Genomic DNA, 25,569 nt, shown 5'->3' on the forward strand with positions numbered 1-25,569 from the left:
CTCACCGCTCGTGGCGACCGCGGTGCGGCGGCGAGGACGGGTCCGGCGACGCCGGCCACGGGGGCAGCTCGGGCGGCTCGGGCAGCAACCGCCCATCCGAGCCGATCGTGCCGGTCATCTCCTCCGGCTCGGGCTGCGCACCCGCGCGACCCGACGCATCCGCCCCCACGGCCTCGGCATGCTGCTCGCCCTTCGCACGCTCGCCCCGCGCGGTCTCGACCCGCCGCTCGTCGCCGTAGTGGCGCAGGAAGAGCTCCTCGAGGCTGGGCGGCGAGAGCGTGACCGCCTGCGCCTCGCGCTCGCCGAGCCAGCGCAGCACGGCGGGCACATGCTCGCCCGCGACCGAGCCGCGCACGTGCTCGCCGACCACCTGCACGTCGGTCAGCGGCAGCCCCTCGGGCTCCGGCCCGCGATAGGCGACGACGGTGTGCTGCAGGTGCCGCAGCTCGTCGAGCGTGCCCGTCTCGACGATGCGGCCGTCGCGGATGATCGAGACCGTCGAGCAGAGCCGCTCGACCTCGCTCAGGATGTGGCTCGAGAGCAGCACCGTCGCGCCGCGCTCGGCGATGCGGCGGATTTCGGCCTGGAAGACGCTCTCCATCAGCGGGTCGAGGCCGCTGGTTGGCTCGTCGAGGATGTACAGGTCGGCCTCGCTCGCGAACGCGGCGATGAGCGCCACCTTCTGCCGGTTGCCCTTCGAGTAGGCCTTCGCCTTGCGGCGCGGGTCGAGGTCGAACGCGTCGATGAGGCGTGCACGATCGGATGCGGGTGCCCCATGCCCGCGCAGCCGCGTGATCGTGTCGATCGCCTCGCCGCCGGTGAGCCCGGGCCAGAGGGTCACGTCACCGGGCACGTAGGCGATGCGGCGGTGGATGGCGACCGCGTCGCGCCAGGGATCCATACCCAGCACGCCCGCCTCGCCGCCGTTCGCGCGCAGCATGCCCAGCAGCACGCGGATGGTGGTCGACTTGCCGGCGCCGTTCGGCCCCAGGAAGCCGTGCACCTCGCCCGCCTGCACCACGAGATCGACACCGTCGAGCGCGCGCACCCTGCCGAATCGCTTCTCGAGGCCGCGGGCCTCGATGACCGTCTCCGCCATGGCGCCGACGCTACTCCTCGCGTGCTCGCGAGTGGGCGAGTCGTCTGCGGCACGGCAGAATGGACCGGTGCCCTCACCCACCGCCTGGCGGAACGCCGTCTTCGCGACCTTCTTCGCGATGGGCTTCGGCTTCGCCAGCTGGATGGCCCGTGTGCCCCACGTGCGCGATCGGCTCGACGTCTCGACGGGCGAGATGGGGCTGATCCTGCTGGGCATCTCGCTCGGCTCGGTGACGGGCCTGCTGCTGGCGAGCCACATCATCCATGCGCTCGGCACCCGGCTGGTGGCCTCCTGCGGCATGGTGGTCGTCTCGCTCGGCCTGGCGATCGCCGGCTGGGCTGTCGACGCCGGCGTCATCTGGCTGGTGATCGGCGGCTTCATCCTGGGCGGCAGCGTCACCGGCATGACCGACGTCGCCATGAACATCTCGGGCGCCGCCAACGAGCGCGCGATGGGCAAGCCGATCATGCCGATCTTCCACGCCTTCTTCTCGCTCGGCACCGTCGCCGGCGCCGGCATCGGCGGCCTGTGCGAGCTGCTCGGCATCGGGCTGGGCTGGCAGGCCACCGGCATCGCGGTCGCCACGACCGGCCTCGGCCTAGTGGTCTACCGCCGCCTGCCGGAGGACGTGCAGGAGGAGGACCACGAGCCGGTGACGCTCCGGGAGCGCCTAGCCGTCTGGAAGGACCCGCGCACGATCATGCTGGGCCTGCTGGTGCTGGGCATGTCGCTCACCGAAGGCAGCGCGAACGACTGGCTGGCGCTCACCATGGTCGACGGCCACGGCTTCTCGAACGAGGGCGGCGCGTTCATGCTCGCCCTGTTCCTCACCGCCATGACGGGCGGCCGGTTGCTGGGCGTGAAGCTGCTGGAGCGCTTCGGCCGCGTGCCGGTGCTGCGCGTCACCGCCGCCACCGCCGCGATCGGCCTGCTGCTGGTGATCTTCGCCGAACCCACGCCGCTCGTGATCGCCGGCGTCGTGCTCTGGGGCGTCGGCGCGAGCCTCGGCTTCCCCGTCGGCATGAGCGCCGCATCCGACGAGCCGCGCCTGGCAGCCGCGCGCGTCGGCACTGTCTCAGCGATCGGCTACATCGCCTTCCTCGCCGGGCCGCCGCTGCTGGGCCTGCTCGGCGACCTGGTCGGCATGCGCATGGCGCTGCTGGTGGTGCTCGTGTTCGTGCTGCTCTCACTGCTCACCAGCCACGTCGCGCGCGAGCGCGGCACCGCCACATCCCCCATCAGGAAGGTCGCATGAGGATCGTCGTCGCCCGCTGCTCCGTCGACTACGCGGGGCGCCTCTCGGCGCACCTGCCGCTCGCGCCGCGCGTGCTGATGCTGAAGGCCGACGGGTCGATCCTGGTGCACAGCGACGGCGGCTCGTACAAGCCGCTCAACTGGATGAGCCCGCCCGCGGTGCTCGCCGCATCCGCACCCGATCAGGACCAGGCGGATGCGGGGGTCACCGAGATCTGGACGGTCACCCACCGGAAGACGGGTGACTCGCTCATCGTCTCGGTGCACGAGATCCTCTCGGACACCTCGCACGAGCTCGGCGTCGACCCGGGGCTCGTGAAGGACGGCGTCGAGGCGCACCTGCAGGTGCTGCTCGCCGAGCAGATCGACCGGCTCGGCGACGGCTACGAGCTGTGGCGGCGGGAGTACATGACCCCGATCGGGCCGGTCGACATCCTCGCGCGCGACGAGGCGGGGGCGACCGTCGCCGTGGAGATCAAGCGGCGCGGCGAGATCGACGGCGTCGAGCAGCTCACCCGCTACCTCGAGCTGCTCAACCGCGACCCGCGCATCGCGCCGGTGACGGGCGTGTTCGCGGCGCAGGAGATCAAGCCGCAGGCGCGCACGCTCGCCGAAGATCGCGGCATCCGCTGCGTGGTGCTCGACTACGACGACATGCGCGGCATCGACTCGGGGCACGCGCGGCTGTTCTGAGCCTGCGGCGCAGCTGCCTCCGTGCGGCCCACTGCGTCGTGCCGGTCGACCGGCGGGATCAGTCGTCGTCGCGGGAGGGCCAGCCCTCCTCCTCCGCGTCGGTGAAGTCGCTCGTGTCGCCCGAGCGGTCGTCCACGGCCATGCCAGGCGGGGCCGCCTCCTCGACCGGCTCGTCGACGCCGGGAGCGGCTTCGGCATCCGCCCTGACGCCCGCGGCCGTCGCGAAGGGGTCGATGCTGTCGCGCCAGGCGTTGCCGCGCTCGGGCAGCTGATCCTCCCGCGAGGCGTACGGCTCGACGCGCTCGGGGGCGGAGGATGACGCGGCCGGCAGCTCGTCCTCGCGCGATGCGTAGGGCTCCACCTGCTCGGGCGAAGACGTCGAGCGCTGGGGCAGCTGATCCTCGCGCGACGCGTAGGGCTCCACCCGGTCGGCGGCCTGCGCCCCACCCTGCGGCAGCGCGTCCTCGCGCGAGGCGTAGGGCTCCACATGATCGCGCCAGTCGCCACCAGAGGCGATGCCGCCGAAATCCTCGTCGACGAACGGCGACGCATCCGCCCCCTCGTCGCTCCGGCGACCGCCGGGCTGTGCCTCATCGGTCATCGTGACCACCCCTCTCGAAGGCTGCGGGTTGCTGAAGGCGACCGCGAACGGATGCTCGGTGGTCGCAGGCGGGTCCGGCCGCTCGAGCGCGACCCCGGTCGCATCGGTGCGCGTGCCGCAGGCGGGGCACTGCAGCGCTGCGACGCGGCCGTCGGGGTCGACATCGACGACGCAGCCGCCGATCACGACGTCTCCCGCCTCGGTGACGTCGGCCAGGGTGCCGTAGCCCCACACGATCTCGCGCAGGGCTGTGCCGCACGTCGGGCATGCCAGCTGCTTCGCCATACGGCCACGGTAAACCGCATGCGGCGTCGCGGCCAGGGGTCGAATGTGGCCGTCTCAGCCGGGGTTCGCGCTGGCTATGCGGTCGCCGCCGCGGCCGCGCGAGCCGCTGCCGGCAGCGCGTCGACGATGCGCGCGAGCGGCTCGTCGCCGTGCGCGGCGGTCACGAACCAGGCCTCGAACACGCTCGGCGGCAGGCTCACGCCCGCGTCGAGCATGGCGTGGAAGAACGGCGGGTAGCGGAAGGCGTCCTGCGCCCGCACCTCGTCGAAGCTCGTCGGCGCACCCTCGCGGAAGGCCACCGAGAAGAGGCTGCCGACCCGGGTGATCGCGTGCGGCACGCCTTCGGTGCGGAGCGCATCCGTCAGTGCCGCCGTGATGACGTCGGCGGCCGTGTCGAGCCGCTCGTAGACGCGGTCGGTGGTCAGGCGCAGGGTGGCGAGGCCGGCCGCAACGGCGAGCGGATTTCCCGAGAGCGTGCCCGCCTGGTAGACCGGGCCGGTCGGGGCGAGCTGCTGCATGAGCTCGGCGCGCCCGCCGAGCGCCGCGAGCGGCATGCCGCCGCCGATGACCTTGCCGAAGGTGACGAGGTCGGGTGCCTCGTCACCCGTCCACTCCTCGAGCCCCCACATGCCGGCGCGGTGCACGCGGAAGCCGGTGAGCACCTCGTCGCTGATCAGCAGGGCGCCGTGCGCGTGCGCGGTGCGGGCGAGGAAGCCGTTGAAGTCGCCGTCGGGCTCGACGACGCCCATGTTGGCCGGTGCCGCCTCGACGATCACCGCCGCGATCTCGGCGCCGCGCTCGGCGAAGACCGCCTCGACGGCGTCGCGGTCGTTGTAGGGGATGACGAGCGTCGTCGCCGCGACCGCAGCCGGCACGCCGGCGGAGCCGGGCAGGGCGAGCGTCGCCAGCCCCGAGCCCGCCGCGGCCAGCAGCCCGTCGGAGTGGCCGTGGTAGTGGCCGTCGAACTTGACCAGCAGGTCGCGGCCGGTGGCGCCGCGGGCGAGGCGGATGGCCGTCATGGTCGCCTCGGTGCCGGTGGAGACCAGCCGCAGCTGCTCTACCGGGCCCACGCGGCGCTCGACCTCCTCGGCCAGCAGCGCCTCGCCGGGCGTGGAGGCGCCGAACGAGAGGCCGCGGCCGGCGGCATCCTGCACCGCCTCCACTACCTCCGGGTGCGCGTGGCCGAGGATGGCGGGGCCCCAGCTGGCGACCAGGTCGACGAGCTCGCGGCCTTCGGCATCCGTCACGTAGGCGCCCTTGGCGCGGATCAGGAACGAGGGCGTGCCGCCGACCGAGCCGAAGGCGCGCACGGGGCTCGAGACGCCACCGGGGATGGCCAGCTTGGCGCGCTCGAAGAGCTCGGCGTTGGTGCTCATGAACGTGCTCCGATCCCCCGTGTCTGCAACCACTCGGCCTGCTCGACCGCCCAGTACGTCAGCACCGTGTCGGCGCCGGCCCGGATGATGCTCGTGATGCTCTCGGTGACGAGCCGGTCGCGGTCGATCCAGCCGCGCTCGGCGGCTGCCTCGACCATCGCGTACTCGCCGCTCACCTGGTAGGCCCACACAGGCACGTCGGATGCGGCGGCCACGTCGGCGAGCACGTCGAGATAGAGGCTGGCCGGCTTCACCATCACGATGTCGGCGCCCTCGGCGAGATCGAGCAGCGCCTCGCGCAGCCCCTCGCGACGGTTGGCCGGATCCTGCTGGTAGGTCTTGCGGTCGCCTGTCAGGCTCGAATCGACGGCCTCGCGGAAGGGGCCGTAGAGGGCGGAGGCGTACTTGGCGCTGTAGCCGAGGATGGCGGTGCCCTGGTGGCCGGCCGCGTCGAGGGCGGCGCGCACGTGGTCGACCTGGCCGTCCATCATGCCGCTGAGGCCGAGCAGCTGGCTGCCGGCCTCGGCCTGCGCGATCGCCATGTCGGCGTAGCGGACGAGCGTGGCGTCGTTGTCGACCGAGCCGTCGCCGTGCAGCACGCCGCAGTGGCCGTGGTCGGTGAACTCGTCCAGGCACAGGTCGGTCTGCACCACGGTCGCGTCGCCGAAGCGTGAGGCCAGGAAGGCGGTGGCCCGATTGAGGATGCCGTCGGGGTCGGTCGCGCCGGAACCCACCGCATCCTTCTGCTGGGGCACGCCGAAGAGCATGATGCCGCCGACGCTTGCCGCGATCGCGCGCTCGACCTCGCGGGCGGCCGAGTCGAGCGTGTGCTGCACCTGGCCGGGCATCGAGGAGATCGGGCGAGGCTCGCTCAGGCCCTCGGCGACGAACATCGGCAGCACCAGCTGCGCGGGGTGGATGCGGGTCTCGGCCACGAGGCGGCGCATCGGAGCGGTGGCCCGCAGGCGGCGGGGGCGAATGGTGGGAGGCATCGCCTTCCAGGGTACCGGCGCGGCCCGACGCGCGGCGTGCCCGTTCAGGCGCCCGCGAGCGCGACCACCTCCGCCACGCCGTCGCCGGAGCCTCGGCGCACGGGCATGCCCGGGTGGTCGAGCGCGAACCAGAAGGTGGTCGTGCCGCCGTCGCCGGTCACCTCGTACCGCAGGCACTCGCGCTCCCCGAAGGCGAGACGGATGCGCTCCGGCGCGACCGTCGTGCGCTCGGCCGGGAAGGCGGCGTGGGCCTGCAGGTCGAGCCACGTGGCACGCTGCCGCGAGACGTCCCACGTGGGCCGGCCGGACGCATCCGTCTCCACCGAGGTCAGCGTGCAGCCGGCCTCGTCGCCCTCCTCGAAGCCGTTGCGGTGGAAGGTCTCGACCCCCGCGCGCTCGGTGCGCACGAGCAGCCAGTGGCCGTCTGGGCAGCCGGCGCGGATCTCGTCGGCCGTGAACGGCGTGGGGGCGAGGCCCTCGCCCAGCACGTGCGGGTCGCTCATGCACCCGCCGCCATCGCGTCGCCGATCGCGTCGCGCAGCACGCCCATCACCGGCCAGCCGCCCTCGGAGCTGTTGCCGAGCACGCTCACGGTGGTCTCTGTCTCGGGGATGTGCCAGGAGCAGAATGAGGCGCCGGCGTCGTAGCCCTCGAGCGTCAGCACCGGATGGACCGCGTGCAGGAAGAGCCCCATGCCCGCGCGCATCTGCTCGTCGGGCACCTCGTTGCGCGGCCGCATCATCGCCTCGGCGGTCTCCCGCCCGACGATGCGGCCGTCGAGCAGCGCCCGCCAGAACGTGTGCAGGTCGGTTGCGGTGGTGAACGCGCCGCCGTCCCCGTTGCCGAGCACCGGCAGGTGCAGCGTGTTCACGAGGTCGCCCTCGTCGTCGAGGTAGCCGAGTGCGACATCGGCCGGCAGCGCGTCGAGCGGCGGGAAGCCCGTCTGCGACATGCCCGCCGGATCGAGCACGAGCCGCTGCACCGCCTGGTGGTAGGTCTCGCCGGTCACCCGCTCGAGCAGCACCGCGAGCACCACGTAGGCGCCGTTGTTGTAGGCGAAGCGCTCGCCCGGCGGGAAGGCCTGCGGGAAGCCGTCGAGGATCGGCAGGAACGCCTCGGCAGTCGTCAGCGTGTGCACCGGCACCGGCAGCACGAAGTCGTCGACCTCCCAGTCGGCCTCCTCGTCGAGGTAGTCACCGATGCCCGAGGTGTGGTCGAGCAGCTGCTCGACGGTGACGGCGTCGTCGATGAGCGGCAGGTCGTCGCCGAGCAGCTCGCGCACCGGCTGGTCGAGGCGCAGATCGCCCTGCTCGACCAGCCGCAGGATCGCGAGCGCCGTGAACGCCTTGCTGCCGCTCGCGATCGCGATGCGCGCATCCGCACGCATCCGTACGCCATGCGCCCGGTGCAGGAAGCCCTCGGCGCGCTCGAGCACGCGCCGATCGCCCACGTCGATCGCGATGACGCCGGTGAACGGCCGCCGTGCGATCGCCTCGTCGAGCCTGCCCTGGTCGACCTGCATCATCCGCCTCCGTGCCTGCTGCTGCGTGTCTGGATCGTACGCCCCGCCCTCACGCGGTGGCGGGGCGATCGTGGAGCCGACCGCCCTCGAGCGCCCACCGGTGCGTCAGCACTCACGCTCCGCAGGCTCCGAGTACGACGGCACCGGTCGCGACTCCGCTGCCTCCGCCGTCGTCGCGGTCCCGTTGGTGCGGATGTCCTCGATCAGCCAACTCATCTCGAAGATCTCCCGCCGCTGCGCCTCGCTGATCTCGACAGCGAGCCGGCACACACGCAGATCCTCGATGCCAGCGCGCTCGGAGCGGGTGATGGCGAGCGAGTGGTGGGGAATCATCGCGCTGATGAAGTCGGCATCGTCCACCGTGAGCTGCGTGCGGTCGAGGACGATGCCGCCACCCAGCAGCAGCACGCTGACCGCGATGACGGCGATGTTGGCCTTCGGGTTCTTGTACATGTGCAGCATCCAGGCGAGCATCACCATCCCCATCGCGCCTCCCATGGTCAGCGCCATGAAGAGCCTGCTCTCACTCCAGCGCACGTGCCCCCACTCCCACGAGCCTGCGTACATGACCGCATACATGACGACCATGCCGGTGAGGATCATCGCTGCGAACCGGAGATACATCGCCATGCCGCCTGGGCCTTCTTGCTTGCCACCCTCCGGCTGTGACCGCTCGCTCATGTCGTCAGCGTCATGCTCCATGGTCAATACTCCTTCCGGATGCGAGAGCCGCGCTCCGCGTGCCCTTCCGACCGAATCTGCACCACGCGGTGCTCGGTCGCAACGGCCGGGTTCGGTCTGGTGCACGGCCGATCGCATGCCCGGCCATCACGCGGTGCCGGGGCGATCGTGGAGGCGACCGCCCTCGATCGCCCACCGGCGCGTCGTGCCCAGCCGCTCGAGGAAGGCCGCGTCGTGGCTCACCACGATGAGGGCGCCCTCGTAGGCCGCGAGCGCCTCGACCAGCTGATCGATCGAGTCGAGGTCGAGCGAGTTGGTCGGCTCGTCGAGCAGCAGCAGCTGCGGCGCCGGGTCGGCCAGCAGCAGCCGCGCGAGCGCGAGCCGGAACCGCTCGCCGCCCGAGAGCTCGCGGACCCGCTGCTCGGCGCGCGAGCCGCGGAAGAGGAACCTGGCCAGCTGCGCCCGCACCTCCTGCGGCGTGCGGGTCGGCGCGGTCTCCCGCACCGCCTCGATCAGGCTCGCTCCCTCGTCGTCGAAGCGGATGCGCTGCGGCAGCATCGCGGTCTGGCGGATGCGGCGGGTCACCTGCGCGACCGGTGCTGGCCGATCGCTACCGGGATGTGCCGCGGTGCCGAACCCGGCGATCGCATCGAGCAGCGTGGTCTTGCCGGCGCCGTTCGCGCCGGTGAGGGCGATGCGCTCGGGCCCGCCGACCAGGATCGGGGCAGCGCCCGGCAGCGTCAGCTCGAGCACGTCGCGCGCGGGCGGCACGCGGGTGTCGGGCAGCGCGATGCGGATCGCGCGATCCTCGCGCAGGCTCGCCTCGGCCTCCGCGAGCGCCGACTCGGCGCTGCGCAGCCGATCGTCGTGCAGGTCGCGGTGCTTCGCGGCGGAGACCTGCGCCGAGCGGGCCTTGAGCTTCATGACCGCGCGCGGCTCGCGCTTCTCGGCGTACGCCTTCGTGGCGATGCGCGAGCGCCCGGCCAGCTGCAGCTCGGCCGCGATGCGATCCCGTCGCTGCCGCCGCAGCTGCTGCTCGGCATCGCGCACGTGCTGCTCGGCGGTCGCCTGCTCGGCCGCGATCGCCTCGCGATAGACCGAGTACGGCCCGTCGAAGGTGCGGAGTCGGCCGCCGCCCGCACCCGGGCGGTCGGTGCCGTGCAGCTCGGCGATGCGATCGACCCGCTCGAGCAGCGTCGCATCGTGGCTGACGACGATGAGCGTGCCGCGCCAACTGCCGATCGCGTCGTAGAGCCGCTCGCGCGCGTCGGCGTCGAGGTTGTTGGTGGGCTCGTCGAGCAGCGCGATGTCGGCGCGCTGCAGGCGGATGGCCGCCAGGCCGACCAGCACGGCCTCGCCGCCGGAGAGCGCCGCGATGGGCCGGCGCAGCAGCTCGGCGCCGCCGGTCCGCTCGAGCGCGGGCAGTCCCAGCGCCGCGAGCTCGGCGAGCGCCTCCGCCTCGACGCCCCAGCGGTCGCCGACCTCGTCGAAGCGCTCGGGCGCGACGTCGCCCGACTCGATCGCCTCGATCGCGCCGAGCACGCCCGCGATGCCGAGCGCATCCGCCACCGTGCCGGGCCCGAGCGCGAGCTGCTGCGACAGCGTCGCGACGGTGCCGTGCAGCTGCAGCTCGCCGGAGGCAGGGGTGAGCTCGCCCGCGACCAGCCGCAGGAGGGTGGACTTGCCGGCGCCGTTGCGGCCGACCAGGCCGGTGCGGCCGTGGCCGAGCGCGCCGGAGACGCCGTCGAGCACGGGGGTGCCGTCGGGCCATGAGAAGTGGACGCGCGAGAGCGCGATGGCGGAGTGTGCCAAGAGATCCTCCGAGAGCGTGGGATGCGCTGACGGATCGATCGACCGTGCGAGTGCGGTCGGGTCAGCGCGTGGTCGCGGCTCCCGTGCGGTCGGTCATCTCGGCTCTTCTCGTGCGGAGGGCGCGGGCACTGACACCACCCGCGATTGCTCGGGAGACATTACGCCACGCTGCCCGAGGCGGCAAGGGCGGATGCGTCAGGTCGCCGACGCGTCGGGCCGCGGATGCGTCGGGGTCGCCGACACGTCAGTGTCGCGTCGCGCGCACGACCACGTCGTGCAGCAGTCGCGGGCGGCCCTCGCGGTCGGGGATCTCGCGCCGCCGCTCCTCCGCCGTCACGACGCTCCACCGCTCGGGGTCGAGGAGCGCCGCCACGTCGCTCGCGCGGACCGTCGCCTCCACGGGGTGCTCCGGCTCGTGCGCGTGGTCGCCGCCGTGCGCGTGGCCGCCGCCGTGCGCCAGCCCGCCGCCGTGCGCGTGGCCGCCGTCCTGCCCGTGCCCGCCGTCGTGCGCGTGCCCGCCGCCGCGCAGGTGCCCGACGATCAGCAGCGTGCCGCCGGGCGCCACCCACTCGGCGATGCGCGCGTAGAAGTCGAGCTGCGGGATGTCGGGGTGCGCATAGAACGTGGTGACGAGGTCGAACGGCGCCTCCGGCTGCCACCGGCCGAGATCGGCCTCGAGCCACGTGAGCTCGGCGCCCGCCCCCTCGGCCCGCGCCTGTGCGCGCTGCAGCGCCTCCGCCGAGATGTCGGCGCCCGTGACCCGCCACCCGCGCGACGCGAGCTCGATCGCTTCGGCGCCCTCACCGCATCCGGCATCCAGCGCGGTGCCCGGCCGCAGCTCGTCCAGCTCGGTCTCGAGGTAGGGGCTCGCGGGGATCAGGCGCACGTCGTCGCCCTCGCCGGTCTCCCGCCAGTGCGCCTGCCAGTAGTCGGCGTCGAAGTCGTGACCCACGGATGCCTCAGCCCGGCTGCTCGGGGTCGGTCACGTCGGCGACCGTCGCCGACAGGTGCTGCGTGAGCGCATGCCCGTCGACCGTCGCGGCGACGCCGTGGTCGCCGGCGCCGATGGAGACGCGGCGGCCGAGCACCCGCTCGTCGGCGACGACCGGCAGCGGCTGCTTCGTGCCGAAGGGCGTGATGGTGCCGCGCCGGAAGCCGGTCACCTCGAAGGCCGCGTCGGCATCCGGCATCGACAGCCGGTTGACGCCCAGCAGCGCCCGCAGCTTCGGCCAGGAGATCGTGCGATCGCCGGGCACGAGCACCAGCAGATGATCGTCCTCGCCGCGCCGCACGACCATCGTCTTGATGATGTCGGCCGGCTCGACGCCGCGGGCCTCCGCCGCCTCGGCGAGCGAGCGGACCATCCCGTGGCGCGTCACCTCGTGCTCGAGACCGGATGCGGCAAGCGCCTCGAGTGCGAGGTTCGTGTCAGCCATGCGCCCAGGCTACGCCGACGCGCTCAGGCAGCGGCGACGAGCGCGTCGACCAGGCCGGCGGCGCTCGGGTGCTTCGCGATGGCCGCCACCTGCAGACCGCTGCGACCGCAGTCCTCGGCGGTCTGCTCGCCGATCGCGATGATCCGCGTGGCGGGCGCGAGGCCCAGCCGCGCGACCTGCTTCGCGACCGATCCCGAGGTCACGAGCACCGCGTCGATCGGCGTCTCGGCGGGCTCGACCGCCGTCAGCACGCCCTCCGAGCCGTCCTGCCCGGCCGCCTGCATCTCCTCCTGCTGCCGCAGCGCATCCGCATCGATGACGGGCATGGCGCCCGTCTCGATCGCCTCGACGAGCTGGTCGGCAGAGTCGAACACCGGGCTCGTGCGGTAGGCGACGACCTCGCTCAGCTGCATGCCGTGCTGGCGCAGGCCGTCGGCGATCGTGGGCTTCGCGTCGAGCGCGTGCGGCCACAGCACTCGCCCCTCGCGGATGGGCCACTCGTCCACCAGGCCCGCTGCCGACTGCTTCGTGGGGATGAAGGCCACCGGCACGCCGCGCTCGCGCAGGGCGGCCGCAGTGACGTTGCCGACCGCGGCGACCGACACCGACGCCGGCACCCGCGGCAGCACCCGCACGGTCGACTGGCTGGTGACGACGAGCCAGTCGAAGCGGCCGTCGGCGAGGTGGCCGAACATGGCCTGCAGCTGCTGCTGGTCCTCGGCCGGCTCGATCTGCACCAGCGGCAGGATGAGCGGCTCGAAGCCGGCCTCGGTGACGCGCCGGGCGACGTCGTCGCCCCAGCTGCCGCCGCGAGGGATCAGGACGCGCATGGGTCTCCTCCGTCGGATCGCGTGGCAAGCATCCAATCACCGGAGAGGACCGCGACGGCGCACCGTTCGCGCGTGGCGGACGACGCACCGGAGGATCTCCGCCGCCGGGCGCAGCCGTGTCGAGAGCCCCTCTGGCTGAGCGCAGCAGCGATGCCGGGCGCCCCTCAGCCCGCCGGGCGCTCGTGGATCAGCTCGGCGGCGCCCGCCTCCATCAGCTCGTCGACCGCGCGCCCGGCGACGTCGCGCGCCGCCTCGGCGTACTCGGCAGCCGTGCGCTCGTCGAGCGTGTAGGCGTGGGATGCGGTGAGCCGCTTCGTGCCGTCGGTCGCGTAGGCGCTCGCCGTCAGGAAGAGCATCCCGTCGGCGACCTCCGCGTGTGCGCCCAGCGGCGCCGCGCAGCCGGCCTCGAGTCCCGCCAGCACGTGCCGCTCAGCCTCGACCGCCGCGCGGGTGGCGGCGTGGTCGGTCTTCGCGACCGCCTTGCGGGATGCCGCGTCGCCGGCGCGCACCTCGACCGCGAGCGCGCCCTGGCCGGGCGCGGTCGGGAAGTCGATGAGCTCGAGCGTGTCGGTCGCCTTGCCGTCGAGGCCCAGTCGCTTGAGGCCGGCGAGGGCGAGCACGACCGCGTCGAGGTCGGCGCCCTCTCCGGTCTCGGCGTCGCCGAGCGCGCGGGCGATGCGTGTCGGCACGTTGCCGCGCAGGTCGACCACCTCGAGGTCGGGGCGGGCCGCGCGCAGCTGCGCCATGCGGCGCGGCGAGCCGGTGCCGACCTTCGCACCCTCCGGCAGCTGCGCGAAGGTCAGCCCGTCGCGGGCGACCAGCGCGTCGCGCGGGTCCTCGCGCTTTGCGATCGCGGCGAGCTCGATGCCCTCGGCCGCGCCCGTCGGCAGATCCTTCAGCGAGTGGACGGCCACGTCGACGGTGCCGTCGAGCAGCGCGTCGCGCAGCGCGGAGACGAACACGCCGGTGCCGCCGATCTGCTGCAGCGAGGAGCGGTCGGTGTCACCCTGCGTGGTGATCGGCACCAGCTCGACCTCGCCCGCGAAGCGCTTCGCGAGCGCCCCGCACTGCGCCATCGCGAGCTCGGAGCCGCGGGTGCCGACCTTCAGCACGCCGCTCACGGCTGCAGCCCGGCGATCGCGGGGCGGAAGCCCAGGCGCGGGTTCTCGCAGCAGCCCGGCCGGCACACGTCGTACCAGGCGGGGATCGACGTGACCGCCTTCCGCTCGGCGACCGGCCTGCCCTCGAGCCGCTCCTGCACGAGGTCGACGAGCGCGCTCACGTACTGGGGGTCGACGCCCGGCGTGGGCGCGCGTCGCACCCACAGCCCCGCCTCGGTGGCCGTCTCGATGGCCTCCTCGTCGAGATCCCACATGACCTCCATGTGGTCGCTCACGAAGCCGAGCGGCACGATCACCACGGCCGCGCGGCCCTGCAGCGCACCGATGGCGTCGTTGATGTCGGGCTCGAGCCACGGCTGCGAGGCGGGCCCGGAGCGCGACTGGTAGACGAGCTGCCAGGCGACGTCGGGCGCAGCCTCGGCCATCACGTGCTCCGCGGCGGCGAGGTGCTGGCCCTCGTAGCCGCCGCCCGGCCCCCACTGGTGCAGGTCGGGCGCTCCCGAGCGCTCTGCGTCGGCTGTGGGGATGGAGTGGGTGGCGAAGAGCACCTCGATGTCGCCATCGGCGAAGCCGGCCGCCCGTGCCTCGTCGACGGATGCGCGCACGCCGTCGACGAAGGGAGCCAGGAACCCGGGGTGGTTGAAGAACTGCCGCACCTTGTCGATCTGCAGCGTCGCCTGCAGGCCGGTGGCCTCCAGCGCGTCGGCCCAGTCCTCGCGGTACTGCCGGCAGGAGGAGTAGGAGGAGTAGGCGGAGGTGGGGATGGCGAGCAGCTTGGCCGCGCCCGCGTCGGCCGCCTGCTGCAGCGCCTCGTCGAGGTAGGGCGCCCAGTTGCGGTTGCCCCAGTAGACCGGCAGCTCGACGCCCGCCGCGGCGAGCGCGCCCTCGAGCGCGGCCTTCAGGTCGCGGTTCTGCTGGTTGATGGGGCTGACCCCGCCGAAGTGGCGGTAGTGGGTGGAGACCTCCTCCAGCCGCTCGTCGGGGATGCCGCGGCCGCGCGTGACGTTGCGCAGGAAGGGGATGACGTCGTCCTGCCCCTCCGGCCCGCCGAAGCCCGACAGCAGGATGCCGTCGTAGGCGACCGGCTCCTCGACGTGCTCGGGGCCGGCCTGCGCGGCGGGCGTCGCGCTCGGCACGGCCGCGCCGGGCTCGACGTGCACGCCGGTCGCGGCGGGCGCCTTCGTCTCGCGCCGCGCCTGCTGCTGCGCCTGCTGCTGCTCGGTCTGCGCCTGCACGCCGCCGCAGCAGCCGCCACCGCAGCATCCGCCGGCCGGCGCTGCCGCCTGGCTCATCTCCATCGACTCGCTCACGCGAGCACCTCCTCGATCTCGTCGGTGCCGATGCGGCGACCGGTGAAGAAGGGGATCTCCTCGCGCACGTGCATGCGCGCGTCGACGGCCCGCAGCTCGCGCATCATGTCGACCAGCTCGGTGAGCTCGTCGGACTCCAGCGGGAGGATCCACTCGTAGTCGCCCAGCGCGAACGCCGAGACGGTGTTGGCCACGACGCCCCGGTAGGCGGCGCCGGCGCGGCCGTGCTCGGCGAGCATGCGGCTGCGCTCGGTCGGCTCCAGCAGGTACCAGTCGTAGGAGCGGTTGAAGGGGTAGACGGTCGCCCACGCCTTCGGCTCGACGCCGGTCAGGAAGCCGGGCACGTGGCGCTTGTTGAACTCGGCGTCGCGGTGCACGCCCATCGCGCCCCACACCTGCTCGGTGCCGGCGAGCTCGCGCGAGCGGCGGATGCGGCGCACAGCCGCCTGCAGCGCCTCGGGAGGCGTGCCGCCACCGGGCGTGCCGTGCATCCAGACCAGGATGTCGGCGTCCGAGCGCATGCCGGAGATGTCGTAGATGCCGCGGGTGACCACGCCCTGCGCTGCCAGCGCGGCGAGCTCATCAGCCAGCGGGGCGCGCCCGCCAGAGCCGTGCGTGGTCTGCGCCTGGCTGCCGCGCTTGAACACTGCCCAGATGGTGAAGCCGTCGCCGATGGGCGTCTCGTCGCTCATGTGTCTCCTCGCTCGTCTGCCTCTGCCGCCGCTGCGGCGGTGTCGTCCAGCGCCTCCTCGGGCGCGATGTCTGCCGTCCAAGGGGTGCCCGGCTCCGCGAAGCGCTCGCGGCGGATCTCGAGCGCCGCCCTGCGGGCGTCGGGCACCACCTGCGCCAGGCCCGTGCCGGCGACGGCGGCGCCGACCACGAGCAGGTTGTCGTGCGCGGCCGCGGCATCCCGCAGCGCCTGCTGGCGCTGCCGGGCGCCGATGATGCTCGCCGGCTGGCCCTGCTCCCAGCGCACTCGGGCGCTCGCGAGGGGCTGGGGCAGCGCGGTGCCGAAGATGGCCCGCGCGTCCTCGAGCGCCAGCGCGGCGGCGGCATCGTCGTCGAGCCCTGCCGTGGCCGGGGCGGCGGTGCCGGAGCCGTAGGAGAGGCGCACGATCTCGCGGCCGCCCGCGGCCTCGCGCAGCCACGCCCACTTCGCGGTGGCGTGGGTCATCGCCTTCGCGCGCACCTGCGTGGCGTCGGCGGCCACCAGCACGCCGGTGCCGCGCGGGTCGCCCTCGATGGCGCCGGCGGGGAAGACGAGGGTGACGAGCTCGACGGTGACGCCCTGCTCCTGGTCCCGCTGGTCGAGCAGCCCGACGGCGTCGGGCGCATCGAGACCATGCTCGCTCGATGGATCGCCGGTCGTCTCGATGCGCGGCCCACGGCCGCTGGCCGACGACCGTGCGGACTCCAGCACGCGGCGCGCCTCTGCCTCGGGGAGCGCGACGACCAGCGACGACGCGGCGTGACTGCCGGCATCCGTCGTCACGAGCCAGCCGGAGCCCGTCTCGGCGGCCGACCGCACGCGCTCGCCCGTGCGGATCTCGGCGTGATGCGCGAGCGCCCGCTCGGCGAGCCCCTCGGCGATGCGGTGGATGCCGCCGCGCAGGCCCTGCACCGCGCTGCCCGGCTTGGCGCCGGTCGCGGCGGCTGCACCGGGGGTCGCGGCGCGCTCCTCGAGCACGAGCGCGACGCCGCCGGAGAGCGAGCCGGTGCGGGTGATGCCGCCGTTGAGACCGGGCGCGACGACGGCGAGGTCGAGCTGCTCGGGGTCGGCCGAGTAGACGCCGCCGGCGAGCGGCGCGACCAGCCGGTCGAGCACCTTCTGCCCCATGCGGCGGCGCACGAGCGGCCCGAGCGCGTCATCGGTGCCGATGCGCAGCACGGGCATGAGGCGGTCGAGGTGGGCGCGCAGCGCCCCGCCCCAGCCGAGCGCGTCGATGACGTCCTGCGCGAGCGGGGTCGAGGGGATGCCCAGCAGCGTCCGCTTGGGCAGCGGCACGGCGCGATGCGATCCGCCGCCGCCGGGCAGCAGCAGCCAGGCGCCCGCAGGGTTGGGGTCGACGATGTCGTCGGCCATGCCCAGCTCGCCGATGAGCTCGGCGACGGCGCCGCCGCGCACGGCGAACGACTCGGCGCCCGCATCGAGCGCCAGCGCGTCCGAGCCGGGGGCGGCGAGTGCGAGCTTCGACGCCGTGCCGCCGATGCGCTCCGCCGCCTCGAGCACCAGCACCCGGTAGCCGCGCGCCGCCAGGTCGTGGGCGATCGTCAGGCCGGCGATGCCGGCGCCGGCCACGATCGTGTCGTACCGCGCGGGCCCGTCGGGGGCCGACGCATCCGTCTGCACCGCGTGGTCGGCCGGCACCGCATGGTCGGCCGGCGCCGCGTGGTCGGCCGGCCCCGCGCCATCCGCCATCGGTTCGCCGGTGGCCGCGTCGGCGCTCACCGCTCGTGCACCGCCTGCACAATGCGGGTCAGCACCGTCGGGTCGGCCGTCGGCGGCACGCCGTGGCCCAGGTTGAACACGTGCGCGCGGGCGACCGAGCCTGCCATCAGCACGTGGTCGATGGCCGCCTCGATGATCTCCCACGGCGCACCGAGCACCGCTGGGTCGAGGTTGCCCTGCACGGTCACGTCGCCGTCGATGCGCTCGAGGGCGACGTCGAGCGCCACGCGCCAGTCGACGCCCACCGCGTCCACGTCGAGGTTCATGGCGCTGTAGAGCTCGCCCGCGCCGACGCCGAAGTGCACGAGCGGCACGTGGCGGCCGGAGGCGTCGGCGAGGTCGCGCACGTGCTCGAACGCCAGTCGCGAGGCGGGTGCCACGTGCTCCTGGTACTGGTCGAGCGGCAGCGAGCCGGCCCACGAGTCGAACAGCTGGGCGGCGCTGGCGCCCTCGACGACCTGCGCCCGCAGGAAGCGGCCGGTGACCTCGGCGGCCCAGCGGGTGAGCCGATCCCAGGACTCCGGGTACGAGCGCATGAGGGTGCGGGCCTCGAGGTGATCCTTCGAGGGGCGACCGGCGACCAGGTAGGCGGCGAGCGTGAAGGGGGCGCCGGCGAAGCCGATCAGCGGCGTCGTGCCGTCGCCGATCTCGGTCAGACCCGCGACCGTCTGCCGCACCGCCTCGCGCACCGGCTCGAGCGCGACGTCGAGGCCGGCCGGGTCGCTGGCGATCAGCCGCTCGACGTCGTCCGGGGTGCGGATGGGTTGGGCCACCACGGGCCCGACGCCCGGCTCGATCCGCACGTCGACGCCGGCGAGCTTGAGCGGCACCATGATGTCGCTGAAGAAGATGGCCGCGTCGACGCCGTGGCGGCGCACGGGCTGCAGGGTGATCTCGCTCGCGAGCTCTGGCACGAGGCAGGTCTCGAGCATGTCGCGGGCGGGCGAGTCGGTGCGGGCGCGCAGCTCGCGGTACTCGGGCAGCGACCGACCGGCCTGCCGCATGAACCAGACGGGGGTGACCTCGGGGCGGTCGCCGCGGTACGCGCGCACCAGGCGGGAGTCGCTGGTGCGCGAGTTGAGCGGGTGGTCTTCACGGAGCGCAGGCATCGCCCCCATTCTCCCACTTTCCCCGGCCCCATCGGCCAGCCCGCCGCGATCGCCCGCTGGGAGCCCGAGAGGGACGGGGGACACGGTAGGATGGGTCAGTGCTGATCTGCCTCACGGCGAGTCACAAGAACGCCGACTTTACCGCCCTCGAGGCCTTGTCGACGGCAGACGCGGCACAGCTGCCCATCGCGTTCGCCGCCCATCCGGCGGTCGACGGCGCGGTCGTGGTCTCCACCTGCAACCGCTTCGAGGTCTACCTCGACGTGCAGGCCGACGAGCGCTCGGCGGCGGGCATCGCGCAGACCGCAGCGGCGGATGCGCTCGGCTTCCACCACCCGGAGTCGCTCGAGCCGCTCACCGAGGTTCGCGCCGCCGAGCACCTGTTCGCGGTCGCCGCCGGGCTCGAGTCGGTCGTGGTCGGCGAGGGTGAGATAGCCGGTCAGGTGCGGCGCGCGCTCTCGATCGCGCAGGAGGCGGGCACCACCAGCGCGCACCTCGAGCGCCTGTTCCAGCGCGCCTCCGAGACGCAGCGCGGCATCAAGAACCGCACGGGCCTCGGCGAGGCGGGCCGCTCGATCGTGCGGCTCGGGCTCGATCTGGCGAGCGCCCGCATCGACATCGCCGACGCGCGCGTGCTGCTCGTCGGCACCGGCCGCTTCGCCGGCGTCTCGCTCGCCGAGCTGCGCCGCCGCGGAGCCCGGCACGTCGAGGTCTGGAGCCCCTCCGGCCGCGGCAACGGCTTCGCCCGCAGCCACGCGATCGGTCACGTCGACGGCCGCGACGCCGCGCTGGCCGCCGCGAGCGCCGACATCATCGTCACCTGCACGAGCACCGAGGAGTTCGTGGTCGACGCGGCCCTCCTGCGCGCCGGCCGCCAGCAGCTGGCCGCCACCCACGCCTTCCCGGGCTCGGAGCCCGACGCCTCCCGCGCGGCCGGATGCCCGGTGCATCTGGGCGCGCACACCGGGGCCGCGCCGAGCGCCGTTGCCGCACCCGCACCGGCACTGTCCGCACCGGCTCTGTCCACACCGGCACTGTCCGCTCCCGCCGGCTGCCCCATGCACGCCGCGATCACCGACGAGCCGCGCTGCCCCGTCGAGCACGGCCGCTCGGCGCAGCTGATCGTCGACATGGGGATGCCGCGCAACGTCGACCCCGATGTGGCGACCGTGCACGGCGTCGAGGTGCTCGACCTGGAGACCATCCGCCTGCACGCCCCGCTCGAGCACCTCACCGCCACCACTGATGCCCGCGACCTGGTGCGCAAGGCGGCGGAGCGCTTCGAGCGCGGCACCGCCGAGCGACAGGTCGGGCCTGCCATCGCGGCGCTGCGCCAGCACGTGCAGGAGGCCATGGAGGCAGAGCTCGAGCGCATCGGCAAGCGCGGCACCGAGGATGAGCGCCGACTCGCCGAGCAGGCACTGCGCCATTTCGCCGGCGTGCTGCTGCACAAGCCGACCGTGCGCGCCCGGGAGCTCGCCGCCGAGGGCCGCCACGACGACTTCCTGTCGGCGATCGACGCGCTCTACGGCATCGCCGCCGACGACGTCGCGTGACGGAGCCGCAGCTCGAATCGGGCGGCGACCCCACCACCGGCGCGCACGGCATCCTGCCGCCCATCGGTGGCGGCACCGATCCGCACGCGGCACCCGGCAAGAAGCGCCGCTTCGTCGACCTGGCACCGCTGACGGCCTCCCCGGCGTTCGCGCGCCTGTGGATCGGCAACGCCATCAGCGGCATCGGCGCGCAGATGACCATCGTGGCGGTCGGCCTGCAGGTCTTCGACATGACCGCCAGCACGATGATGGTCGCGCTCGTGGGCGGCGTCGCGCTGCTGCCGATGGTGGTCGCGGGCCTGTGGGGCGGGATGCTCGCCGACGCCTTCGACCGGCGACTGGTGCTGATGCTCTCGAGCCTCACCGGCTGGCTGGCGGTGCTGGGGCTGTTCGCGCTGTCCAGCTGGGATGCCGCGCTCATCGCCGACGGCCAGCGCGCCGAGGTGTGGCCGTTCTACGTGCTGACGACGATCAACACGGTCGCCGCCACCATCTCGGGCGCCACCCGCAGCGCCGTCACCCCGCGCATCCTCCCCACGCATCTCATCTCGCGCGCAGCCGCCCTCAACGGCATCGCGATGGGCGTGATGCTGACGGTCGGCCCCGCCGCCGCCGGCGTGCTGGTGGCGACCATCGGCCTGCCGATCACCTTCGCGGTCGACGCGGTGCTCTTCACCGCCGGCTTCCTCGGCATCGTCGGCCTGCCGAAGCTGCCGCCGCTGGGCACGGTCGCGCGCCCGGGCCTGGCCTCACTGCTCGACGGCGTCGCCTTCATGCGGCAGGCGCCGAACATCCGCATGTCGTTCATCGTCGACATCGTCGCCATGACGTTCGGCCGCCCGTTCGCGCTGCTGCCGGCCGTCGGCGCGGTCGCCATCGGCGGCGGCCCGGTGACGGTCGGCGTCCTCACCGCGGCGGCGGCGATGGGCACGCTGCTCGCGAGCCTGTTCTCGGGACCCGTCGCGCACGTGCACCGGCACGGCCTGGCGGTCTCGCGCGCGATCACCGTCTACGGCGGCTTCGTCGCCCTGCTGGGCCTGGTCATCCTGGCGATGACCCTCGGCTGGGGAGGGCCGGTCGGCCAGGACTGGTCGCAGGTGTCATGGGTGGCGCTGGGCGTGGCGTGCCTCGCCTTCGCAGGCATGGGCGCGAGCGACGAGATCAGCGCGATCTTCCGCTCCACCATGATGCTGACCGCGGCGCCCGACGACATGCGCGGGCGCACGCAGGGCCTGTTCATGGTGGTGGTGGCCGGCGGCCCGCGCATCGGCGACCTGTACGCGGGTGCCGCCGCCACCCTCATCGCGCTCTGGGCGCCGCCGCTGTTCGGCGGCCTCGTCATCATCGTGCTGATCGCGGTGCTCACGCGCGCGCAGCGCACCTTCCTCGACTACGACGCGAGGACGCCCACGCCGTAGCGGCAGGCACAGCTTCCTGACAGGAGGACTCGCCGCGGGCTGAGCCTCCTGTGAGGCAAGGCTCAGGCCGCCTTGCGGGCGTCCCGCGGCTCGCGGGCTAGCGTGAATGGCGTCCAGTGAACGATCGGAGTGCATCGATGCACGATGAGCCTCGGAGGAACGCCACCCAGCGGCCGCTCCCCCACACAGAGCTCGTCGGCCTGGCCGCCCCCACGCAGGTGTGGTGCGCCCAGGACGGCACGATGCCGGTCGGCGGCTCGCACGGGCTCTTCCACGGCGACTGGCGCTACGTGCGGGGCATCGATCTGCTGCTCGACGGGGTGCCCACCGCGTACATCTCGACTGCCGACGAACCCGAGGGCACCGTCGCCCGCGCCGTCGTCCTCGACCCGGCGACGGGCCGGCCCATCCCCCGCGTCTGGGTCGAGCGGATGCGTGGGGTCCACCCGGGCGGGATGGTCGAGCGGGTGACGCTCATCAACAGCGGCGACGAGCCGATCGACTGTGTGCTCGAGCTCGTGTGCGAGATCGAGCTCGCGCCCGTCTCGGCGGTGCGCACCGGCGAGGCGGAGCCGGCGGCGATCGCGCTCGCGCTCGAGGGCGACGGGGCGGTCGCGACCGACGGCACCCGCACCCTGCGCGCGAGCGGCCGCGGCGCGCGCGTGCGCATCGACCGCGATCGGGTGATCGTGTCGCAGCAGGTGCACGTCGTGCCCGACGACTGGGGCGGCATCACGCTCGCGCTCGACATCGACGACCCGACGCTCGCCGTGCGCGGCGCCGAGCATGAGCGCCCGTGCGACGAGCTGCAGCCGAGCGGGCGACCGGCGCTCGACCGCTGGACGGCACGCGCGATGGACGACCTCGAGCAGCTCATGCTGGATGCCGGACACGGTGCCTTTCCGGCCGCCGGCGGCCCCTGGCACATGACGATGGTCGCGCGCGATGCGCTGATCACGTGCCGGCTGCTGCTGCCGCTGGGCGGGCGGATCGCCGAGGGCACGCTGCGCACCCTCGCGGCCAGGCAGGGCGTGCAGTTCGAATCAGCGACGGGCGAGGAGCCCGGTCGGATCCTGCACGCGATGCGGCAGGGCGCGACGGATGCGCTGCGTCCCGGCGTCGAGGCGCCACCGGTCTACGCCGGGTCGATGGAGCCGACACCGCTGTGGATCGTGCTGCTGCACGACGCCTGGCGGGCCGGCCTGCCGATCGACGCGGTGCGGGAGCTGCGCATGGCGCTGCACGCAGCGCTGTTCTGGCTGCGTGCGCACACCGGCGACGGGTTCCTCCGGTGCCCCGACGAGGCCGGGCAGGAGGGATCCGGCACGGCGACCGCGCAGGCGCAGGGCCTCGCCTGCCGCGCAGCGGTGGCGGGTGCGGCGCTGCTGGATGCGCTGGGAGACGACGGCAGTGGCTGGCTGACCTGGGCCGGGCAGCTGCGCACCCGGTTCCGCGAGCGCTTCTGGGTCGAGCGGGGCGGCATCCGCTACCCCGCCATGGCGCTCGATGCCGACGACGACCCCGATGCGACCCTCGTCGGCGGCGTCGGCCAGCTGATCGGCACGACGCTGCTCAGCCGCGTCGAGGAGGCCGAGGTGGCGCGGCTGCTGCTCGACGAGCGGCTCTCCTCCGGCTTCGGGCTGCGCACCATGGCGACCGATGCCGAGCGCTACTGGCCGCTCGTGCACGACTGCGGCGCGATCCGGCCGCACGAGACGGCGATCGCCATCGAGGGGCTGCTGCGCTCCGGCTTCCGCGCGGAGGCGCGCGCGCTCGCCGAGCAGCTGGAGCGGGCGGCGGATGCGTTCGGCGGCCGCATGCCGGAGCTCTACAGCGGCTTCGGGCTCGACGAGACGCCCACGCCGATCCCCTACCCGGGTGCCTGCAGCCTGCGGGCCTGGAGCGCCGCATCCGTCGTGCCCGTCTCGATGGCCCTGACTGCTGCGGCCGGCGCCGAGCCGCCGAGGGAGACCGAGCGGCTGCTCACGGCTGTGCCGCCGAGCGCACCCGAGCCGATCGAGATCAACGCGCAGGCGCGCGCACACCCCGAGCCCCGCGGGCGGGCGCACCTGCGCCTGGTGACGAGCGCGCCCGCGCCGCAGGAGCCCTAGCCCTTCGTCGACCCCGCCAGCAGCCCTCGCACGAAGTAGCGCTGCAGGCCGAAGAACACGATGAGCGGCACGATGAGCGACACGAACGCGCCCGCGGTCAGTCGAGCCCAGTTCTCGCCGCGGGATCCTGCGAGCTCTGCCAGCCGCTGCGTGATCGGCGCGGTATCGGGAGTGCCAGACGAGAACACCAGCGCCACCAGCAGGTCGTTCCACACCCAGAGGAACTGGAAGATGCCGAACGACGCGATCGCGGGCATCGCGAGCGGCAGGATGATGCGGAAGAAGATCTGCCCGTGCCCGGCGCCGTCGACGCGCGCGGCCTCGATCACCTCGCCGGGGATCTGCGAGATGAAGTTGTGCAGCAGGAAGATCGCCAGCGGCAGGCCGAAGATGGCGTGCGCGATCCAGACCGGCGGGAACTGCTGGTCGCTGATGAACGGCACCGCCTCGTGCAGCGCGCGCTGGAACGGGTGCACGAACGTGACGAACAGCTGCAGCAGCGGGATGAGCGCCATCTGCAGCGGCACGATCTGCAGCGCGAACACGATCACGAACAGCGTCGACGAGCCGCGGAACTTCACCCACGCGAAGGCGTAGGCCGCGAGCGACGCGAGCACGAGCGGGATGATCGAGCCCGGGATGGCGATCATGAGCGAGTTCACGAAGTACTCGCCCAGCTGCGCGGACGTGTCCGAGCCCGAGAAGAGCACCTCGGTGTAGTTGTCGAGCGTCAGCTCGGGGTTCGAGAAGAACGTCCACCAGCCGGTCGAGGCGATCTGGTCGGCCGGCCGGAACGACGACAGGAGCAGCCCGAAGGTGGGGATCGTCCACAGCACGGCGATCACCAGCGCGGCCATCGTCGCCCACGGGCTCGTGAGCCGTCGCTTGACGCGGTCGGCGCGTGTCGTGACAGCCGGCGCCGCGGTGTCCGGGTCGACCTCGGGATCAGGGGTGACTGCGGCTTGACTCTGACTCATCGGATCGCCTTCTGCTGGTTCAGGACGCGGATGTTGTAGACGACGATCGGCAGCACCATGACGAACAGGACGAGCGCCAGTGCGGCACCGCGCCCGGGCTCGCCGGAGCGGAACGCCTGCGTGTACATCTCGTTGGCGATGACGGATGTGTCGAAGTTGCCTGCGGTCATGGTGCGCACGATGTCGAACACCTTGAGCGTCGCGATCGAGATGGTCGTCACGACCACCACGATCGAGGTGCGGATGCTCGGCACGGTCACGTTGCGGAACCGCTGCCAGGGGTTGGCGCCGTCGATCTCGGCCGCCTCGAGCTGCTCGGTCGGCACGCCCTTGATCGCCGCCGAGAGCACCACCATCGCGAAGCCGGTCTGGATCCAGATCATGACGATGATGAGGGCGAGCGTGTTCCACGGGCTGTTCTGCAGGATCTGCTGCGGCTCGCCGCCGACCAGCACGATCAGCTGATTGATCAGGCCGATCTGATCCTGCTCCGGACCGCGGTAGGCGTACATGAAGTTCCAGATGATGCTGGCGCCCACGAACGAGATCGCCATCGGCATGAACACGAGCATCTTGTAGACGCGCTCGCCGCGGCTCTTGTCGATGAAGACCGCGTAGGCGAGGCCGACCGCGGTCGAGAGCAGCGGCACGAGGATGACCCACGCGATCGTGTTGCCGAGCGTGATGAGCGCCTCGCGCTGGGTGAACATCCAGACGAAGTTCTCCATGCCGACGTACTCCCCCGCGCGGCCGGTGAACGCGAGCATCGTCGTGCGGATCGCGGGGTAGATGAGGCCGACCGTCAGCAGCAGCGCCGCCGGCATGAGGAAGACGAGCATCGGCTTCGAGTCGTCGTCGCGATCGGCGAGGTAGCCGAGCACGCCGATGACGCTCAGCGCGAGCGCGCCGGTCCACGGCCAGACGCCGATCGGCTGCT

General features: G+C 73.3%; 23 protein-coding genes. 5 read left to right on the forward strand and 18 right to left on the reverse strand.

The features are described 5' to 3' along the window. Position 1 precedes the first annotated feature (1 nt). The gene (locus BM288_RS06520; protein ID WP_092917080.1) at positions 2 to 1,099 is read right to left on the reverse strand and encodes an ABC transporter ATP-binding protein; all 1,098 of its coding nucleotides are present in this window, start codon (positions 1,097 to 1,099) and stop codon (positions 2 to 4) included. A 67-nt stretch (positions 1,100 to 1,166) separates the two neighbouring features. Between BM288_RS06520 and BM288_RS06525 the strand changes: the two genes are divergently transcribed. Both BM288_RS06525 and nucS read left to right on the forward strand, forming a co-directional pair. Beyond that, entirely contained in the window at positions 1,167 to 2,354 is a 1,188-nt protein-coding gene (locus BM288_RS06525; protein WP_177220286.1) for an MFS transporter, read from the forward strand. Further along, positions 2,351 to 3,046, forward strand: a complete 696-nt coding sequence (nucS, locus tag BM288_RS06530; protein ID WP_092917084.1) for an endonuclease NucS — start codon at positions 2,351 to 2,353, stop codon at positions 3,044 to 3,046. The genes BM288_RS06525 and nucS overlap by 4 nt, the downstream gene beginning before the upstream one ends. Positions 3,047 to 3,104: 58 nt before the next feature. Here the strand turns inward: nucS and BM288_RS06535 are convergent, their stop codons facing one another. The 15 genes from BM288_RS06535 to hemE form a co-directional block, all read right to left on the reverse strand. Further along, positions 3,105 to 3,932, reverse strand: a complete 828-nt coding sequence (locus BM288_RS06535; RefSeq protein ID WP_092917086.1) for a hypothetical protein — start codon at positions 3,930 to 3,932, stop codon at positions 3,105 to 3,107. 74 nt (positions 3,933 to 4,006) lie between these two features. Next, the gene (gene hemL / locus BM288_RS06540) at positions 4,007 to 5,308 is read right to left on the reverse strand and encodes a glutamate-1-semialdehyde 2,1-aminomutase (RefSeq protein ID WP_092917088.1); all 1,302 of its coding nucleotides are present in this window, start codon (positions 5,306 to 5,308) and stop codon (positions 4,007 to 4,009) included. Then, positions 5,305 to 6,300 carry a porphobilinogen synthase gene (gene hemB, locus BM288_RS06545; RefSeq protein ID WP_092917090.1) on the reverse strand — a complete coding sequence of 332 codons (996 nt, stop codon included), beginning with the start codon at positions 6,298 to 6,300 and terminating at the stop codon, positions 5,305 to 5,307. The genes hemL and hemB overlap by 4 nt, the downstream gene beginning before the upstream one ends. A gap of 44 nt (positions 6,301 to 6,344) precedes the next feature. Further along, positions 6,345 to 6,803: a hypothetical protein gene (locus BM288_RS06550; protein WP_092917092.1), complete on the reverse strand. Its 459-nt coding sequence runs from the start codon at positions 6,801 to 6,803 to the stop codon at positions 6,345 to 6,347. Further along, positions 6,800 to 7,825, reverse strand: coding sequence for a serine hydrolase domain-containing protein (locus BM288_RS06555; RefSeq protein ID WP_318255376.1), 1,026 nt, complete (start codon positions 7,823 to 7,825; stop codon positions 6,800 to 6,802). Before BM288_RS06555 ends, BM288_RS06550 begins: the two co-directional genes overlap by 4 nt. Positions 7,826 to 7,927: 102 nt before the next feature. After that, the gene (locus tag BM288_RS06560; protein WP_318255377.1) at positions 7,928 to 8,629 is read right to left on the reverse strand and encodes a DUF305 domain-containing protein; all 702 of its coding nucleotides are present in this window, start codon (positions 8,627 to 8,629) and stop codon (positions 7,928 to 7,930) included. A 21-nt stretch (positions 8,630 to 8,650) separates the two neighbouring features. Next, positions 8,651 to 10,315 (reverse strand): ABC-F family ATP-binding cassette domain-containing protein, encoded by a 1,665-nt coding sequence (locus BM288_RS06565; RefSeq protein WP_092917094.1) that lies wholly within the window; start codon positions 10,313 to 10,315, stop codon positions 8,651 to 8,653. 244 nt (positions 10,316 to 10,559) lie between these two features. Next, complete coding sequence (locus tag BM288_RS06570) at positions 10,560 to 11,267, reverse strand: class I SAM-dependent methyltransferase (RefSeq protein WP_092917096.1); 708 nt, start codon at positions 11,265 to 11,267, stop codon at positions 10,560 to 10,562. 7 nt (positions 11,268 to 11,274) lie between these two features. Next, on the reverse strand, positions 11,275 to 11,751 hold the full coding sequence (locus tag BM288_RS06575; RefSeq protein WP_092917098.1) for an aminoacyl-tRNA deacylase: 477 nt from the start codon (positions 11,749 to 11,751) through the stop codon (positions 11,275 to 11,277). Between the two features lie 23 nt (positions 11,752 to 11,774). Beyond that, positions 11,775 to 12,581, reverse strand: coding sequence for a uroporphyrinogen-III synthase (locus BM288_RS06580; RefSeq protein ID WP_092917100.1), 807 nt, complete (start codon positions 12,579 to 12,581; stop codon positions 11,775 to 11,777). Positions 12,582 to 12,745: 164 nt separating this feature from the next. Beyond that, complete coding sequence (gene hemC, locus BM288_RS14615) at positions 12,746 to 13,702, reverse strand: hydroxymethylbilane synthase (RefSeq protein ID WP_318255378.1); 957 nt, start codon at positions 13,700 to 13,702, stop codon at positions 12,746 to 12,748. Continuing rightward, positions 13,699 to 15,012 (reverse strand): ferrochelatase, encoded by a 1,314-nt coding sequence (locus tag BM288_RS14620; protein ID WP_318255379.1) that lies wholly within the window; start codon positions 15,010 to 15,012, stop codon positions 13,699 to 13,701. The genes hemC and BM288_RS14620 overlap by 4 nt, the downstream gene beginning before the upstream one ends. Further along, positions 15,009 to 15,704: a hydrogen peroxide-dependent heme synthase gene (hemQ, locus tag BM288_RS06590; protein ID WP_092917102.1), complete on the reverse strand. Its 696-nt coding sequence runs from the start codon at positions 15,702 to 15,704 to the stop codon at positions 15,009 to 15,011. Before hemQ ends, BM288_RS14620 begins: the two co-directional genes overlap by 4 nt. Next, positions 15,701 to 17,461, reverse strand: coding sequence for a protoporphyrinogen/coproporphyrinogen oxidase (locus BM288_RS06595; protein WP_318255380.1), 1,761 nt, complete (start codon positions 17,459 to 17,461; stop codon positions 15,701 to 15,703). Before BM288_RS06595 ends, hemQ begins: the two co-directional genes overlap by 4 nt. Beyond that, complete coding sequence (hemE, locus tag BM288_RS06600) at positions 17,458 to 18,570, reverse strand: uroporphyrinogen decarboxylase (RefSeq protein ID WP_318255381.1); 1,113 nt, start codon at positions 18,568 to 18,570, stop codon at positions 17,458 to 17,460. The genes BM288_RS06595 and hemE overlap by 4 nt, the downstream gene beginning before the upstream one ends. A 98-nt stretch (positions 18,571 to 18,668) precedes the next feature. Between hemE and BM288_RS06605 the strand changes: the two genes are divergently transcribed. The 3 genes from BM288_RS06605 (at position 18,669) to BM288_RS06615 (ending at position 23,655) form a co-directional block, all read left to right on the forward strand. Continuing rightward, positions 18,669 to 20,126: a glutamyl-tRNA reductase gene (locus BM288_RS06605; protein WP_092917106.1), complete on the forward strand. Its 1,458-nt coding sequence runs from the start codon at positions 18,669 to 18,671 to the stop codon at positions 20,124 to 20,126. Continuing rightward, the gene (locus BM288_RS06610) at positions 20,123 to 21,544 is read left to right on the forward strand and encodes an MFS transporter (protein WP_318255382.1); all 1,422 of its coding nucleotides are present in this window, start codon (positions 20,123 to 20,125) and stop codon (positions 21,542 to 21,544) included. The genes BM288_RS06605 and BM288_RS06610 overlap by 4 nt, the downstream gene beginning before the upstream one ends. Positions 21,545 to 21,681: 137 nt before the next feature. Then, entirely contained in the window at positions 21,682 to 23,655 is a 1,974-nt protein-coding gene (locus tag BM288_RS06615; protein WP_092917108.1) for a glycogen debranching N-terminal domain-containing protein, read from the forward strand. On the opposite strand, the gene BM288_RS06620 is transcribed toward BM288_RS06615, so the two are convergent. Beyond that, complete coding sequence (locus BM288_RS06620; protein WP_092917111.1) at positions 23,652 to 24,632, reverse strand: carbohydrate ABC transporter permease; 981 nt, start codon at positions 24,630 to 24,632, stop codon at positions 23,652 to 23,654. The genes BM288_RS06615 and BM288_RS06620 overlap by 4 nt on opposite strands. After that, positions 24,629 to 25,561 carry a carbohydrate ABC transporter permease gene (locus tag BM288_RS14460; protein WP_404799694.1) on the reverse strand — a complete coding sequence of 311 codons (933 nt, stop codon included), beginning with the start codon at positions 25,559 to 25,561 and terminating at the stop codon, positions 24,629 to 24,631. The genes BM288_RS06620 and BM288_RS14460 overlap by 4 nt, the downstream gene beginning before the upstream one ends. Positions 25,562 to 25,569: the final 8 nt, after the last annotated feature.

Origin of the sequence: Agrococcus baldri, from assembly GCA_900114805.1 — a bacterium.
GTDB lineage: Bacteria > Actinomycetota > Actinomycetes > Actinomycetales > Microbacteriaceae > Agrococcus > Agrococcus baldri.